The sequence below is a fragment of the Enterobacter sp. ECC_219_Taxon_10 genome (genome assembly GCF_058354905.1).
In genome coordinates, this window is sequence record NZ_CM178005.1 from 3,206,293 (window position 1) to 3,221,313 (window position 15,021).

A 15,021-nucleotide genomic window follows, 5' to 3' on the forward strand; every position below is an offset into this window, starting at 1 on the left:
GCCTCTTAAATAACTAGCCTGCGCGAAGCAGCGTTTTCATTTTTTCGTTACGGCAAAACTGGCGCTTCATCTCCACCACCAGCGCGTTGCGCGACAGCACAATCATCACGACGAATGCCAGCGCGCCCGCGGCAACCTGTACCGCCAGCAGCGCACCCAGCGGGAGATGACCGCTGAGGATGATGCCCAGGCCGTAGCTCACCACCAGGGTCGGCAATGAGAGATAGAACGGCAGCCACAGGCTCAGGATGTACTGACGGTAGCTGGAGCCCAGCACCGGCTTGATCATGATGAAGTAGCTCAGAACGGTGTTGACTACCTGCACCAGCAGGAAGCCCAGCGTTACGCCGATGGCGCCCGCCATATGCCCGCCAACGATAATCGCCGGTATAAACAGGAAGGTTTTGAACACGTTGAACTTAAAGCTGATATCCACGCGCGCCTTCGCCATCAGAAGCGAGCCGATCGGATTCCCCACGGAGCGCAGCAGCCCCACCACGCACAGCAGCTGCAGGATCGGGATGATGCCGTTCCACTTCTCGCCAAACACCAGCGGCACGAAGTTGCTGGAAACCACCATCAGCCCCAGCAACACCGGGAAGTTGATAATCCCCACCACGGAAAGCAGCTTGTAGAAATTAACGCGCAGCTTCTCGGTGTCGTCCTGAATTTTGGCGAACGCCGGGAACAGCACGCGGGTGATAATCGGGTTGAGCTTCATAGGAGGAACAACCGCGACGTTATAGGCCAGGTTGTAGCCCCCCGCCACGCTCGCGCCCAGGATACGCGCCAGCACCAGCGTCGAGAGGTTGGTGTTCACGTAGTTAATAATGCTGTCCGCAGTCAGCCACGCGCCAAAGCGCAGGTTGGACGAGACGGACGCGAGAGAGAAGTGCAGTCCCGGACGGTAAATCTTGCGGCCAAAGTAGCCGAACAGCAGCGTACGCACGGCAGAGTTAACCAGATAACCGAGGATGGCGGTCATCGCCAGCGGCCAGAAATGGGCGCTCACCACGGTAAAGGTAAAGCCCGCCAGCACCGCGCTGGTCTCGATCATGCCAATCTTGTTGAACTCCAGCTCTTTCTGCATCAGCGCGCGGAACTGCTGCCCGTGAGGGATCACCACAAAGGCAAACGACAGCGTGCGCATCAGCGGAGCGAGATCCGGGTTGTGCAGCACGCTGGCGATGGTGTCGCTTAGCAGGAAGACCAGCACAAATACGAAAATGCCCAGCCCGACGTTCAGCCAGTAGAGCGTGGTCAGCTCGAGATGGCTGATCTCTTTACGCTGAATAATGGAGTTGGCGATACCAAAGTCAGACAGCGTGTCGGCCAGTGCGATGATCACCAGCGAGACGGTCAGCAGGCCGAACTGGTGATTATCAATAATGCGCGCCAGCACCGTCATCTGCACCAGGCCGAGGCCAATGATGACGATGGTCGCCATCGCTGACCACTTGGCGCCGCTGATGGTTTTTTCACGTAAGCTCATCTTAGTACGCCGCTTTGTTCACGAAACCTTTGAAGATGGTCAGAAAAACAATCTTGATATCGAACCAGAGGCTCCACTCGCGGATGTACTCCAGATCGAACTCGATGCGTTTTTCCATTTTTTCCAGCGTGTCGGTCTCGCCGCGCCAGCCGTTGATTTGTGCCCAGCCGGTGATGCCCGGCTTCACCTTATGGCGCAGCATGTAGCCTTCAATCAGCGAGCGGTACTGCTCGTTATGCGCCACCGCGTGCGGACGCGGGCCAACAATCGACATGCCGCCGGTAAAGACGTTGATGAACTGCGGCAGCTCGTCCAGCGAGGTGCGGCGCAGGAAGTTCCCCACGCGGGTGACGCGCGGATCGTTCTGCGTCGCCTGGGTCACCACCTTGTCGTTCTCCATCACCTTCATGGAGCGGAATTTCCACACCATAATCGGCTTACCGTCCATGCCGTAGCGGGTCTGACGGAAGATAACCGGGCCGGGAGAGCTCAGCTTCACCGCCAGGGCAATGCAGCACAGAACAGGGGAAATAAGCAGTAAAATCAGCGAAGAGAGCACGATATCTTCCACGCGCTTGAGCACGCGGTTAATGCCCGACAGCGGCGTGTCGTACAGCGGTACCACCGGCACGCCGTTCACCTCTTCAATACGGGAGTGCAGGATGTTGAAGGTAAAGACGTCCGGGATGAGGATCACCGAGCAGGTGGTGTCCGCCAGCTCGCGCATCAGCTGCTTGATGCGGGATTCGTCCTTCATCTGCATGGCGATGTAGACGTTATGAATTTTGCCGGCCTTCGCGTCTTCAATAAGCTGCGCGTAATTCCCCGCCCAGTCCGCAGGCACGCCGCCCGGCTTCGCGTCGTGGTAAATCCCCACCACTTCGAACCCTAACCACGGCTCTTTGCGGAAGCTGTCGAGCAGCACCCGCCCGACCGGTAAATCTCCCGCCACGGCGACAAAACGACGGTTATAGCCACGGTTACGCAGCCAGCCCGCGCCAAAGCGGATCAGGGAACGGCACACGACCATGCCGACGCTGGTTAACAGGTACCAGCAGAGATAGGTCACGAAGCGGTTGTCAAAATCATGGCTGAACGCCACCAGACCCGCACTGAAGATCAGGCTCAGGGTCCAGTTCTGCAGCAACAGCATCAGTTCGGTGGTCATTTTCACGCCGCGCCACGAGCGGTAGAAATCGGTCATCCCGCCGATCATCTGAAACACGACCAGGGCAATCAGGGCCATCAGCAGATGCATATATAAGAACGGCAGCCCGCTGATCCGACACACCGCCCACAATCCACCGACCATGATGGTGATATCAGAAAAACGCTGCACCATAGAGATTAACGATGCATTCGTTCTCGCTCGTTCGCGTTTTTTTAGATTCGTCATCGTTGTTCCTTTATTCAACCAACCCCCCCCCCTCACCCCGGCCCTCTCCCCAAAGGGGAGAGGGTTAGGGTGAGGGGTAAGGTTTCGTATTACTGATTCAACAGCGCCAGAATGTCCTTCGTTCGGGCTTCCATCAGCGCCGTGTCAGCCCGGGACTCCACGTTCAGGCGCACCACCGGCTCGGTGTTGGACGAGCGCAGGTTGAAGCGCCACTGTGGAAACGCCATGCTGATGCCGTCGGTACGGTCAATTTCCAGCGCATGAAGGGCAAAGTGCTGCTCCACGCGGGCAATGGCCTCGGCTGGCTGCGCCAGCTTGCTGTTGATCTCTCCGCTCGCCGGGAACGCCGCCATGCGGTCGCGCACCAGCTCGCCCAGGGTTTTCCCCTTCAGGCACAGCAGCTCGGTGACCAGCAGCCACGGGATCATCCCGCTGTCGCAGTAGGCAAAATCGCGGAAGTAGTGGTGGGCGCTCATCTCGCCGCCGTAGATGGCGTCTTCTTCGCGCATGCGCTCTTTGATGAAGGCGTGACCGGTTTTGGACATCACCGGCGTGCCGCCCGCCGCGGACACCACGTCGACGGTGTTCCAGGAAAGGCGCGGGTCATGGATGATTTTCGCGCCCGGTTTTTTCTCGAGGAACGCTTCCGCCAGCAGGCCGACAATGTAGTAGCCCTCGATGAACTGCCCTTTCTCGTCGAACAGGAAGCAGCGGTCGAAATCGCCGTCAAAAGCGATGCCCATATCCGCGCCGTGCTCAATCACCGCGTTGCGGGTGTCGTCGCGGCACTCCGGCAGCAGCGGGTTAGGAATACCGTTCGGGAAATTGCCGTCCGGCGTGTTGTGTACCTTGACGAAGGTCACCGGCACGTTCAGCGCCTTAAAGCGCGCTTCCAGCGCATCCACCACCGGGCCGGCCGCGCCGTTACCGGAGTTGATCACCAGCTTCAGCGGCTTGAGGTTCGCCACGTTGATATAGCCCAGCAGGTGGTCGATGTACTCTTTCTGCAGGTTGATTTTTTTGTAGCTGCCGCGCTTCGCCTCGTTCACCGGCGGGAAATCGTTGGCTTCCGCCAGACGCTGCACGTCGCGCAGACCGGTGTCGCCGCTGATGGGACGGGCGCCCTTGCGCACCAGCTTCATGCCGTTGTAGTCCATCGGGTTGTGGCTGGCCGTCACTTCGATACCGCCGTCCACGCCCAGGTGGAAGGTGGCAAAGTAAATCTCTTCGGTTCCGGACAGGCCGATATCCAGCACGTCCACGCCCGCGTCCTGCAGCCCTTTCGCCAGCGCCAGCTTCAGGGATTCACTGGTCAGACGCACGTCGCCGCCCAGCACGATGGTCTTTGGTTTTAAATATTCGCCGTACGCGCGGCCAATGCGCCACGCGATGTCTTCATTCAGCTCTTCGCCCAGCTTGCCGCGAATATCGTAGGCTTTAAAACAGGTTAATTTTTCCATGATGACCTCTTTTTCAGGCAACAGTTGGCCCTGACCACTTAATGGCCAAATTTATTTTTGTCATTCGTAGGCCCGGCTGGCGCAGCGCCGCCGGGCATGATGCGGAGTGCTACACGCGCCCGTAACGATCCTGGAAGCGCACGATATCGTCCTCTTCCAGATACGAGCCGGAGCGCACCTCAATTAAGTCGAGAGGAATTTTCCCCGGGTTTTCCAGACAGTGCGTGGCGCCCAGCGGAATATAAATGGACTCGTTCTCACCCAGCAGCTTCACTTCGCCGTCGATGGTCACTTTGGCCGTACCCGCCACCACGACCCAGTGCTCGGCGCGGTGATGGTGCATCTGCACCGACAGCCCCTCGCCCGGCTTCACGGTAATACGCTTCACCTGATAGCGGTCACCCGCGTCGATGGAGTCATACTTACCCCACGGACGGTACACTTCACGGTGAATGTGGTGCTCGTGACGGCCATCGGCCTTAATCTTCTCCACCACTTTTTTAACGTCCTGCACGGCGTTACGGTCGGCAATCAGCACGGCGTCTTTGGTCTGGACAACCACCAGATCCTTCACTCCGACCGTGGTCACCAGGCCGGACTCGGCGTAAACGTAGCTGTTTTCGGTTTTGTGGCTAATCACATCGCCGTGATGGACGTTCCCCTCCGGGGTATGGGCGCTGATCTCCCACAGGGAGGACCAGGAGCCTACGTCGCTCCAGCCCGCATCCATCGGTACAACCACGGCGTCAGCCGTACGTTCCATCACCGCGTAGTCAATGGACTCTTCCGGGCAGGCGAGGAAAGCCTCTTCATCCACGCGGATGAAGTCGAGATCCGGGTCCACCACCGCCATCGCTTTCTCGCAGGCGCTCAGAATATCCGGGCGGTATTTACGCAGCTCTTCCAGGTAGCGTCCGGCACGGAACAGGAACATCCCGCTGTTCCAGTAATACTCACCGCTGGCGACATACGCCTGCGCGGTTTCGAGATTCGGTTTTTCAACAAACTGCGCCACGTCAAAGGCCACGCTGTCGCCTTCACCCGGCGTTACGTTGCCGCGACGGATGTAGCCGTAGCCGGTTTCCGGCAGGTCCGGCACGATGCCAAAGGTCACCAGCTTGCCGCTCTCGGCGTAAGGGATCGCCGCACGCACCGCGTCGCGGAACGCCTCTTCCTGCTGGATAACGTGGTCTGCCGCCAGGACCAGCATCAGCGGGTCGCAGTCAGGACTGCTGCGTTTTGCCGCCAGCGCCGCCAGGGCGATCGCGGGCGCGGTATTGCGACCGGCGGGCTCCAGGATGATGTTTTCCGTGAGCTTATTCAGCTGACGCAGCTGCTCGGCAACAATAAAGCGGTGCTGTTCGTTACAAATCACCACCGGGCTTTCACACTCCACGCCGTGCAGACGGTTTACCGTGGTCTGCAGCATGGTGAGCTCCCCTTTCAGACAGAGGAACTGCTTTGGATAGAGCACGCGGGACAGCGGCCACAACCGGCTACCAGAGCCACCAGCCATCACAACCGGATACAAAGTGGTTTGACTCATGATTTATCCCCGTATATCTGCAATAAATTGGCTCAGCACGTTCTCTTTCTCGAGCGTGCGTTCGGCATATTCACGTGCCACCGTGTTCACTTTTGGCATGGCGAGTGCCTGCTCAATGCCGGTGACCAGCGCCGGAACCGATTCCGGCTCCACGCACACGGCAATTCCCGGATAGCTGTCACACAGCTGGCCTAATTCTGTTTCGGCTTCAGCCGTAATTACCGCGTTACCGCCCACTGCCAGAATGTTGGTCAGCTTGGACGGCAGCACCGCGTCCGCGGCGCCGCGTTTTTGCACAACCAGATGGCAGTCACCCATCTTCAGCAGCGCAGGTAATGCCTCGTAAGACTGAAGCGGGAAAAATTTCACGTTGGTCAGGCCGCGTTCCCCGGCCATTTTTTCCAGCCGTGCCTTTCCACCGCCCTGCCCGACAATCACAAACGTCCACGGCTGTTCACTCAGCAATTGGGCCGCTTCAATCACGCTCTCCAGCCCCTGCTTTTCGCCGATGTTGCCTGAGTAAAGAATGATTTTTTGATCTTCAGGCAAACCGAGCTGCGCGCGCAGCGCCTGAGCGTCTTGCTCTGTCACATCGCGAAAACGCGCCACTTCTGACCAGTTCGGGAAGAAGATCACCTTCTGGGCCGGAACGCCCTTCTCCTGCGCCTTGTTCATCATCGAGCGCGAGATGGTCGAGACGTAATCCACGTTATGCAGGCCGCTGCGCTCAAAGGCGCTGGCGAGCTTCGCCACCTTGCCGCCCTTGCCTTTGCCTGCCATCCCCAGGCCCAGCATGGCGTCAACTTCATAATCCTGAATGTGCAGCAGGGTGCGCGCACCGGAGAGTTTGCCCAGCAGGCGCATGCCCGGCGTGCAGAACAGCGTCGGCACCACGCCGATGATGCGATCCGGCTTCCAGCGACGCTGCGCCATCAGCGGGAAGAAGCTGCTCAGGGCAAAGCTGCCCAGATGAAGTAACCGTTTCAGCGTCGAAGGCTGCTTCGGCACGTAGAGCGGGCAGCGCCAGACGGTCGCTGCTCCCTCTTCACGGCGATAGCGCCAGCTTGAGTAGCGCTCCCCGACTTTCCACTCCGGGTAGTACGGCGGCGCGGTAATGACCCGCACGTCATGTCCCTGGCTCGCCATCCACTCGACCATCTCGCCGGTGTATTTCCCGATGCCGGTTAATTCCGGCGAGTAGTTGATTCCGTACACTAAAATTTTCATAAGCCCGGCACTCCGGACTGACGATCGACCAGGAAATAGGCACGACTGTTGTCATGCACATTGTCGCTGGCCAGCAGCGCCTCTGGCGTCTGCCAGCGGTAGTCGTCATGCTGAGAATCAGGCAGACGCAGGTCTGCCTCACTCACCTTCAGGCGGAACCCCAGCACGATGTAGTGCGTGGAGAACCCGGTGCCTGAAAAGTTATCGTCATAGAAGTGCTGCCAGACCCCGTAAAACTGGCCCGCTGCCATCGGCAGCTGCAGGCCCAGCTCCGCCAGAGTGAGACGCTCAAACGCATCGCTGAGCGTCTCATCCTTCTGCACGCGCCCGCCGGGCACGAACCAGAAGCCCTGTGCAGGACGGTTGGTTCGTTTTCCCAGCAAGAACTCGCCGCGTTCGTTCTCCACGATCAAATCAATCGAGATGAGCGGAGTGGAACGCACCACCGTGGCAAAATCTTCCTGACTTAAAAACATCGTTACCCCCGGAAGCGGTGCTGGTTTTCCAGGAACCACTGGTAGGTGCTGGCCAGCCCCTGCTCCAGTGACACCTCGTGATACCAGCCCAGCTGATGCAGACGGGTCACGTCCAGCAGCTTGCGCGGCGTGCCGTCCGGTTTAGTCGCGTCAAACACCACGCGGCCCTTGTAGCCCACCACCTGCGCGATGGTTTGCGCCAGCTCGCGAATGGTGCAGTCCACGCCGGTACCCACGTTGATGTGCGACAGCATCGGCTCGGTGTTCTCCTGCCACACCTCGCGATCCAGCTCCATCACGTGAATGCTGGCCGCAGCCATGTCGTCCACGTGCAGGAACTCGCGCATCGGCGTCCCGCTGCCCCACACCACCACGTCCGGCGCGTTCTCAGCGGTCGCCTCGTGGAAGCGGCGCAGCAGCGCCGGGATCACGTGCGAGTTGCTCGGGTGGAAGTTGTCGTGCGGCCCGTACAGGTTGGTCGGCATCACCGAGCGATAGTCGCGGTTGTACTGACGGTTGTAGGACTCGCACAGCTTGATCCCGGCAATTTTGGCAATCGCGTACGGCTCGTTGGTTGCTTCAAGCGTGCCCTGCAGCAGCTCGCTCTCGGCGATCGGCTGCTTCGCCATTTTCGGGTAAATACAGGACGACCCGAGGAACAGCAGCTTATTCACGTTGTGCAGGTGCGCCGCGTGAATGATGTTGCTCTCGATCATCATGTTCTCGTAGATGAAATCCGCCGGGTAGGTGTTGTTAGCGACGATGCCGCCCACCTTCGCCGCCGCCAGATACACCTGATCAATGCGTTCGTTTGCAAAGAAGTCCTGTACCGCACGGCTGTCGAGCAGGTTCAGCTCGTCACGCGTGCGGACAATCACCTCTACGTCACCGCGCTGTTCCAGCTGGCGAACAATCGCGGAACCCACCATTCCGCGATGACCGGCGACAAAAATACGTTGTTTTGTCATTCTCAGGACTCCAGCGCGATGGCAACCTCGTAGCCATGAGACTTGAGCAGGGAGTGTTTTTTCGCTGCTTCAAGATCTTTGGCCACCATCTCGGAAACCATCTCCTGCAGAGTGGTCTCTGGTTTCCAGCCCAGCTTCTCGTGCGCTTTGGTTGGGTCACCCAGCAGGGTTTCTACTTCAGCAGGACGGAAGTAGCGCGGGTCAACCTGCACAATTACGTCGCCTGGCTTCACGCCCGGCGCGTCGTGGCCGGTCACGGAAACAACGATACCCTTCTCTTCCACGCCGGTGCCTTCGAAGCGCAGCTTGATGCCCAGCTGTGCCGCGGCCATTTCAACGAACTGACGCACGGAGTACTGCACGCCGGTTGCGATAACGAAGTCTTCTGGCTGTTCCTGCTGCAACATCATCCACTGCATTTTCACGTAGTCTTTCGCATGGCCCCAGTCACGCAGGGAGTCCATGTTGCCGAGGTGCAGGCAAGACTCCAGACCCTGCGCGATGTTGGCGATAGCGCGGGTGATTTTGCGGGTCACGAAGGTTTCGCCGCGGCGCGGAGATTCGTGGTTGAACAGGATGCCGTTACAGGCGTACATACCGTAGGATTCACGGTAGTTCACGGTGATCCAGTAGGCGTACAGTTTTGCTACCGCATACGGAGAGCGCGGGTAGAACGGCGTGGTCTCTTTCTGTGGGATTTCCTGCACCAGGCCGTACAGCTCGGAGGTGGATGCCTGGTAGAAGCGGGTTTTCTTCTCAAGACCGAGGAAGCGGATAGCTTCCAGCAGACGCAGAGTACCCATGGCGTCAACGTCAGCGGTGTATTCCGGAGATTCGAAGGAAACCGCTACGTGGCTCATCGCGCCCAGGTTGTACACTTCATCCGGCTGCACTTCCTGCAGGATACGGGTCAGGTTGGAGGTATCGGTCAGGTCGCCGTAGTGCAGGTGGAATTTCGGGTTCGCCGCGTGCGGATCCTGATAGATGTGATCGACACGCTCGGTGTTGAATGAAGACGCACGACGTTTAATACCGTGCACTTCATACCCTTTTTCCAGCAGCAGTTCTGCCAGGTAAGAACCATCCTGCCCGGTAACGCCGGTGATGAGAGCGACTTTAGACATGTTTTATTCCTCTACTTATGAATTTAATCAGAGCCGTTAAGTAGGCTATCTTTTTTGTCATTTTGAACGTGGGCTGTGCTCGAAATCCTCACGTACCTAAGTACGTTCCGGTTTCTCCGCGCAGTCCGCGTTCAAACTGCCTGCAACGATTACGCCTACTTAACAAGGCTCTTCGTTTCAACGCGTTCGCGTATCACCACTGCGGGGTTGCCACGGCAAACTTTATTTGCCGGTAGCGATTTAAAAACGCTGCTGCGGGCACCCACTACCGTGCCATCGCCAACAGAAACACCCGGTGCAACAAAAACATCCGTTGCCAGCCAGCATTTTTCGCCGATCGCAATAGGCGAAGCGGTAATATCAAAATGCGGGCTCATAAAGTCGTGGCTGCCGGTGCACAAATAACATTTCTGTGAAACCACCGAATTTGCGCCAATCGTAATCTCGCCCAGGGTATATAGCACCGCGTCATCCCCAACCCATGCGTAATCCCCAAGCGTTAATTTCCACGGATAGGTAATTTTCACAGAAGGTCGGATGACTACGTTTTTTCCTATTTTTGCGCCAAACAGGCGCAATAAAAAGGCTCGCCAGCGGTACAGTATTTGCGGCGACCAGGCAAATAAGGTTGCCTGAACCGCCCACCACAGCTGTACCTTAATACCGTTCCCGCCCCGAAAACCTTTCGGTACGGAGAAACCTTTTAAATCCTGCATTGCGTTTCCTTATATTCAGGCTTTGTTATATAAGGTTTTCGTTTTGCCCGTGGTACGCAGGCGTAATAAATAAGACAATTCCGCCCAAAATCCCGGCACGCGTAATATTTGACGCTGCACGTTTTTTGCGTCCTGGCATAATTCCAGATTATTTGACGTTGACACGCCGCCCATCGAGAATTCAGACACCAGCCCTTTAATTCGACGAAACGGGTAACCTGATTTATACAGGCTGGCGGCCAGCGCATAATCAGATGACACCTTGTACTGCAAATCGTAAGGCTGTTTTTTCAGACCTTTTACCGGGAAGAAAATGGCCTGATGGCTGGCGGGCAAACTGTGGTAGATATACCAGCCTGGCTTCGCGCTGCGGCACACTTTATGTCCGTCACCAAAATCGAGCAGCGCATCGCCAATATACATGGCGTCCTCTTTCTGGCGAGCCAGCTGACGGGCAAACAGCGCCACGTCGTCGTGGAAAATATCGCCGGAATTGAGGAAGATGGCATAACGGCCCTGGGCCATATTAATGCCTTTATTCATCGCATCGTAGATGCCTTTATCTTTCTCGCTGATGTAGCGTAAGTTGAACTCACCGTTGAGTTTTTCCAGAAACTCCGCCGTGCCATCGTTCGAGCCGCCGTCGACCACAATCCACTCAAAGGTGAGGCTCGGATCGCGCGCCAGGTTGCGCAGCGAGCGCCAGGTTTTTACTACCCCTTCGTAATTACGAAAAGCGACAGTAATGACGCTAAGAAACATAAATCACCTCATTTCGTCATACGTTCGTAATATTAAGCGCCTTGCGCAAAATAAACGGACAGACAATCAAGAAAGCATATTCCGGGCTAAATATTGACCCGGTAAAAAACAGCGACACCGGCGTAAAAAGATAAAGCTGCACGCGAAAGTTCTGGTTATCACCAAACGCGTTGATCATCATTTTGAAAACTTTAAACAGATACCACAGCGTCAACAGTACGGCGAACCATGAAAAATAAATAATTAACAGATACAGACCATTGTCTATGGTTTTACCGACATCCGCACCGTTAAAGATTCCGAATGATGCAACATATTCATAAAGTGAGCCGAATCTTACTACACCATCAATATGGGTTAAGGAATAACCCACCATCACCAGCGGACCAATGATGCGATAATAGGACGATGACCCTTCCGTTCCCAAATCTCCCAGACGTTCTGAGATGTACGGGAAGGCAAATATCACGCCGACCATAAATACCGTCAGGGAGATAATCGCCAACGGCAGTTTTTTCTTAATCGCATCTTTGTTCAGGTACTGGAACGCCCACTCCAGCAGGTAAAACAGGATAAACGTCATTACCCCTGAGAACGATCCAGACAGAACGATTCCTGCAAGAATCATAGCATCGGTCTTAGGCGTTTTGATACCAAACTGTTTGATGCTGAGCCAAATTGAGATTAACGCCAGAGCGAAAAACGCTGGTTCAAAATAGAGTGCCGTCGTACGCTTCCCGCCAAACTTAATGAAGTTCAGCACATAGCTGTTACTGTAAATGAGATATTTCGAAATTATCTCCATCAGGCTGCTGCCACCGGTCAAAATAATTTGCGCCATTTCCAGTGCGGCAAGCATAACAATTAACGCAACGGCAATATAAAAGAACCTGAGGATTTTCCTATAATTGTGCGGTGAAATAGTTTTGAAGCGAATACTCCAGACCATGCCAATAATAATGACGATATAAACAAACAGCATGGTCGACGTGACGTATTTACTGGCATCCAGCGACTGGCCAAAGATGTAGTTAAACAGCGTCAGGCCCGTGCCCAGCCCCAGGGCAATCATCAGCTTCTTCAGGTTGATTTTATCGACATACAGAAGAAGCAAAACGGGCAGGAAGGTCACGATGGTTATCGGGAAGCTTTCGCCGAGCTGGGCAATTTTGACGTTGACCAGCAGGTAGATCAGCGGCAGCAGCAGATAACTACAGATTCTGATAGAACGAGACATACTCCTCCAGCATCTGTTGTCCGCTGTAGGCCTTGCGGCTGCGGTTGCGGAACGATTCCAGGTCAGTGCCAAAAACGGCCTCGGCGATCTGCGCCTTCGGCAGCTGCACCAGCGGCAGGACCTCCTGTTCCGCGAAGGTTTTCCCGCCGGATTTTTCCAGCACTTCACGCGCCGCATCGCTGTGGGTGGCAATCACCGGCACGCCGATGGAGAGCGCTTCGCAGAGGATCAGCGGGTAGTTATCCACGCGGGAGCTGAACACCAGCGCGTCCATACCGTTGAGGGCGCTCATCAGCTTGCGCTTGTCGGTCTCAAACCCGTGGTTCACCACGTTGGCCCCTTCGAACGGGGAAAACTTGCCGAAGGTATGAAGCTCGATCCTGTCACCCAGCGCCATCATGTCGCGAACCAGCTGCTGGTTGGTTTTCCCGTCGTAACGCAGATCGTGCGCAACGATGGCAATTTTCGGTTTGCCCGCGGTTTCTGCCACCGGGGTCAGCTCGGCAAGAATGGCTTCCGTCGCCACATCGATGCCGTTGTTGATAATCTGACAGCGCCCTGCCCCGTACAGGCTGTTGAAGGCATCGGCTACGTGCTGGCTCGGGGAGATAAACGTGCAGCCGAGCGAGAGCATGTCGCGGAACAGCTGGCGCTTTCCGTCTACCAGCTGATGCGCGCGATCCACCTTCACCGGCGGGTAATTGCTTAATGTCGGGCATTTCTGGCAGTTATCTTTCCAGCCTTCGCAGCCGTCGGTAAACGCGCAGCGTCCGGTCACGCTCCAGTGATCGTGCAGCGTCCAGACGAAGCGAGTGTCGGGCTTGTGGGCCTGCACCTTCTGACAAAACGCCACCACCTCTTCCAGATTCAGCCAGTAGCTGTGCAGAACGTGGAAATGCAGCACAACCGGGCCCGACGTGCGGGTCACGGTGCGATAAAGACTGTTGAGGTTGCCAAACAGATCGCGGTTAAACAGGCGGAACAGCGCAATGTTCGCAACAGAGGTCAGACGCGGCGTGTGCTTGTGCACCTGCGGATAGTTATCGTGGCTGACGCTTTTTTTGCCGCCTTTGCCATAGCCGTAAATAAAACGAGACTGGAGTCCTTTTTGCAGCGCGCGCTGGTGCAGATCCAGCGCCACGCCTGCCGCCCCGCCTTCTGCGAGGCGCACGTTAAATTGCAGAATGTTCATTTAATCACCTTCACGCGGGCTTTCTCTCCCACCACCAGCGCGTTATCGGGGATGCTGTCCAGCACCACGCTGCCCGCCCCGATCGTCACGTTGTTACCTATCGTAATGTCGCCAATAACCACCACGTTCGCGCCCAGCTCGACATTGTTGCCGATGACCGGGCAGGCCAGGCTGTCAGGCCCACGGTTGCCAATGGTGACCCCATGACGAATGGTGAAATCATCTCCGGCGACCACGAACTTGTTGATCACCACCGCATAGCCGTGATGGATGGTAAAGCGGCGGCCAATGGTGGCCGCAGCCTGAATCTCATACCCAAAAAAGCATTCGGTGATGATGCGGTACAGCACCAGCACGGGGGCCGCCCAGATGTTGTTCAGTACATTTTTCTTGCGCCACACCGAGCAAAAGTGCGCGATGCGGTACGCCAGAACCATGCAGCACGGGCGCAGGCTCCAGCTGTTTGCGCGGCAATCTTCCAGAAACATTATTTCCCCCGAAGCCCGTCGGCCAGACGCTTGCCGTTACGCACGGAGAGCAGCGTCAGCAGCGTGCGCCAGTTCATGCGCTTGTTGCGGATCTGATACAGGGTAAAGAGCTGATATTTACGGCTGGCACGGTCAAACTTGTCCTTGTGCTTGCGGTAAAAATGGAAATAGCCGGAGAATTTCTTCGGCGAGGAGGTGATCTGCATCTCCCCGTGGTTGATGTGCAGGATCTGCGTGGCCTCTTCCACTTTCCACGGCTCACCGTATTCCACCACCATGCGCAGGAAGATATCGTAATCCTGCGCGGCCTTCAGTTCGGTATCGAACAGGCACTCTTTAAAGCGCCACGCCCAGGTAAAGACCTGATTGCCGATAATATTGCGCTTGTAGAACAGGCGGCGAGAGTACGGTGATTTCGGATACAGCGGCAGGCTGGCAGGCTGCGAATACACCTCGCCCTGACACACGTAGTCGTTGGCATACAGAAACGCGTGCGTAACCAGTTGCTCTTTATGCGACAGGAAGACGGACAGGCGGTTCGGCGTCCATTCGTCATCGTCGTCGATGCCGGTCAGATACTGCCCTTTGGCCTGCATAATTGCCTGATTTCGCACCGCACAGGCCCCGGAGTTGATGGCGTTGTGCGTGTACATCACGCGCGGGTCGTTGAGATCGGTAACAAATTTTTGCAGCTGTTCATACGAGGAAGAACAGTCATCCACGACGATCAGTTCCCAGTTATCGTAATCCTGACGTAAGACCGACTTGATTGCGCGGATCGCCAGCTGCTGACGGTTCCATGTCGGCATATAGATAGAAATCAAAGGGCGTTGTGTGGTCATCTTTTCCTCCTACCCCTCACCCCGGCCCTCTCCCCTGGGGAGAGGGTGAAAGGCGGCACCGGACAGTTCCCTCTCCCCTCTGGGGAGAGGGTTAG

At 56.6% G+C, this 15,021-nt stretch carries 14 protein-coding genes; all 14 read right to left on the reverse strand.

Annotated elements, in window-relative coordinates; genetic code table 11:
• Positions 1–13 precede the first annotated feature (13 nt).
• The 14 genes from wzxC to wcaA all read right to left on the reverse strand — a co-directional run bounded on the left by wzxC (position 14) and on the right by wcaA (position 14,926).
• Entirely contained in the window at positions 14–1,492 is a 1,479-nt protein-coding gene (gene wzxC, locus AC4ICF_RS15325; protein ID WP_316379416.1) for a colanic acid undecaprenyl disphosphate flippase WzxC, read from the reverse strand.
• Between the two features lies 1 nt (position 1,493).
• On the reverse strand, positions 1,494–2,888 hold the full coding sequence (wcaJ, locus tag AC4ICF_RS15330) for an undecaprenyl-phosphate glucose phosphotransferase (RefSeq protein WP_061097677.1): 1,395 nt from the start codon (positions 2,886–2,888) through the stop codon (positions 1,494–1,496).
• 89 nt (positions 2,889–2,977) lie between these two features.
• On the reverse strand, positions 2,978–4,348 hold the full coding sequence (cpsG, locus tag AC4ICF_RS15335) for a colanic acid biosynthesis phosphomannomutase CpsG (RefSeq protein WP_316379415.1): 1,371 nt from the start codon (positions 4,346–4,348) through the stop codon (positions 2,978–2,980).
• 109 nt (positions 4,349–4,457) lie between these two features.
• Complete coding sequence (gene cpsB, locus AC4ICF_RS15340) at positions 4,458–5,894, reverse strand: mannose-1-phosphate guanyltransferase (protein ID WP_316379414.1); 1,437 nt, start codon at positions 5,892–5,894, stop codon at positions 4,458–4,460.
• A 3-nt stretch (positions 5,895–5,897) separates the two neighbouring features.
• A complete protein-coding gene (gene wcaI / locus AC4ICF_RS15345) occupies positions 5,898–7,121 on the reverse strand; it encodes a colanic acid biosynthesis fucosyltransferase WcaI (RefSeq protein WP_316379413.1) in 1,224 nt (407 codons plus the stop codon).
• A complete protein-coding gene (locus AC4ICF_RS15350; protein WP_316379412.1) occupies positions 7,118–7,597 on the reverse strand; it encodes a GDP-mannose mannosyl hydrolase in 480 nt (159 codons plus the stop codon). Before AC4ICF_RS15350 ends, wcaI begins: the two co-directional genes overlap by 4 nt.
• A gap of 2 nt (positions 7,598–7,599) precedes the next feature.
• Complete coding sequence (fcl, locus tag AC4ICF_RS15355; RefSeq protein WP_024908102.1) at positions 7,600–8,565, reverse strand: GDP-L-fucose synthase; 966 nt, start codon at positions 8,563–8,565, stop codon at positions 7,600–7,602.
• 2 nt (positions 8,566–8,567) lie between these two features.
• Positions 8,568–9,689: a GDP-mannose 4,6-dehydratase gene (gene gmd, locus AC4ICF_RS15360; RefSeq protein ID WP_003863514.1), complete on the reverse strand. Its 1,122-nt coding sequence runs from the start codon at positions 9,687–9,689 to the stop codon at positions 8,568–8,570.
• 155 nt (positions 9,690–9,844) lie between these two features.
• The gene (gene wcaF / locus AC4ICF_RS15365; protein ID WP_192984960.1) at positions 9,845–10,405 is read right to left on the reverse strand and encodes a colanic acid biosynthesis acetyltransferase WcaF; all 561 of its coding nucleotides are present in this window, start codon (positions 10,403–10,405) and stop codon (positions 9,845–9,847) included.
• A 15-nt stretch (positions 10,406–10,420) separates the two neighbouring features.
• On the reverse strand, positions 10,421–11,167 hold the full coding sequence (wcaE, locus tag AC4ICF_RS15370) for a colanic acid biosynthesis glycosyltransferase WcaE (protein ID WP_116338796.1): 747 nt from the start codon (positions 11,165–11,167) through the stop codon (positions 10,421–10,423).
• A 16-nt stretch (positions 11,168–11,183) separates the two neighbouring features.
• Entirely contained in the window at positions 11,184–12,404 is a 1,221-nt protein-coding gene (wcaD, locus tag AC4ICF_RS15375) for a colanic acid polymerase WcaD (protein ID WP_029742034.1), read from the reverse strand.
• Entirely contained in the window at positions 12,379–13,596 is a 1,218-nt protein-coding gene (gene wcaC, locus AC4ICF_RS15380) for a colanic acid biosynthesis glycosyltransferase WcaC (protein WP_316379409.1), read from the reverse strand. Before wcaC ends, wcaD begins: the two co-directional genes overlap by 26 nt.
• Complete coding sequence (gene wcaB / locus AC4ICF_RS15385) at positions 13,593–14,084, reverse strand: colanic acid biosynthesis acetyltransferase WcaB (protein ID WP_116338792.1); 492 nt, start codon at positions 14,082–14,084, stop codon at positions 13,593–13,595. The genes wcaC and wcaB overlap by 4 nt, the downstream gene beginning before the upstream one ends.
• Complete coding sequence (gene wcaA / locus AC4ICF_RS15390) at positions 14,084–14,926, reverse strand: colanic acid biosynthesis glycosyltransferase WcaA (protein WP_116338790.1); 843 nt, start codon at positions 14,924–14,926, stop codon at positions 14,084–14,086. The genes wcaB and wcaA overlap by 1 nt, the downstream gene beginning before the upstream one ends.
• Between the last annotated feature and the right edge of the window lie 95 nt (positions 14,927–15,021).

Bases quoted from the DNA above. Each gene is read 5' to 3' on its own strand.
- wzxC (WP_316379416.1), bottom strand. From the start codon at position 1,492: ATGAGCTTACGTGAAAAAACCATCAGCGGCGCCAAGTGGTCAGCGATG.
- cpsB (WP_316379414.1), bottom strand. From the start codon at position 5,894: ATGAGTCAAACCACTTTGTATCCGGTTGTGATGGCTGGTGGCTCTGGT.
- wcaC (WP_316379409.1), bottom strand. From the start codon at position 13,596: ATGAACATTCTGCAATTTAACGTGCGCCTCGCAGAAGGCGGGGCGGCA.
- gmd (WP_003863514.1), bottom strand. From the start codon at position 9,689: ATGTCTAAAGTCGCTCTCATCACCGGCGTTACCGGGCAGGATGGTTCT.
- wcaD (WP_029742034.1), bottom strand. From the start codon at position 12,404: ATGTCTCGTTCTATCAGAATCTGTAGTTATCTGCTGCTGCCGCTGATC.
- wcaB (WP_116338792.1), bottom strand. From the start codon at position 14,084: ATGTTTCTGGAAGATTGCCGCGCAAACAGCTGGAGCCTGCGCCCGTGC.
- cpsG (WP_316379415.1), bottom strand. From the start codon at position 4,348: ATGGAAAAATTAACCTGTTTTAAAGCCTACGATATTCGCGGCAAGCTG.
- wcaI (WP_316379413.1), bottom strand. From the start codon at position 7,121: ATGAAAATTTTAGTGTACGGAATCAACTACTCGCCGGAATTAACCGGC.
- wcaE (WP_116338796.1), bottom strand. From the start codon at position 11,167: ATGTTTCTTAGCGTCATTACTGTCGCTTTTCGTAATTACGAAGGGGTA.
- wcaJ (WP_061097677.1), bottom strand. From the start codon at position 2,888: ATGACGAATCTAAAAAAACGCGAACGAGCGAGAACGAATGCATCGTTA.
- wcaA (WP_116338790.1), bottom strand. From the start codon at position 14,926: ATGACCACACAACGCCCTTTGATTTCTATCTATATGCCGACATGGAAC.
- AC4ICF_RS15350 (WP_316379412.1), bottom strand. From the start codon at position 7,597: ATGTTTTTAAGTCAGGAAGATTTTGCCACGGTGGTGCGTTCCACTCCG.
- fcl (WP_024908102.1), bottom strand. From the start codon at position 8,565: ATGACAAAACAACGTATTTTTGTCGCCGGTCATCGCGGAATGGTGGGT.
- wcaF (WP_192984960.1), bottom strand. From the start codon at position 10,405: ATGCAGGATTTAAAAGGTTTCTCCGTACCGAAAGGTTTTCGGGGCGGG.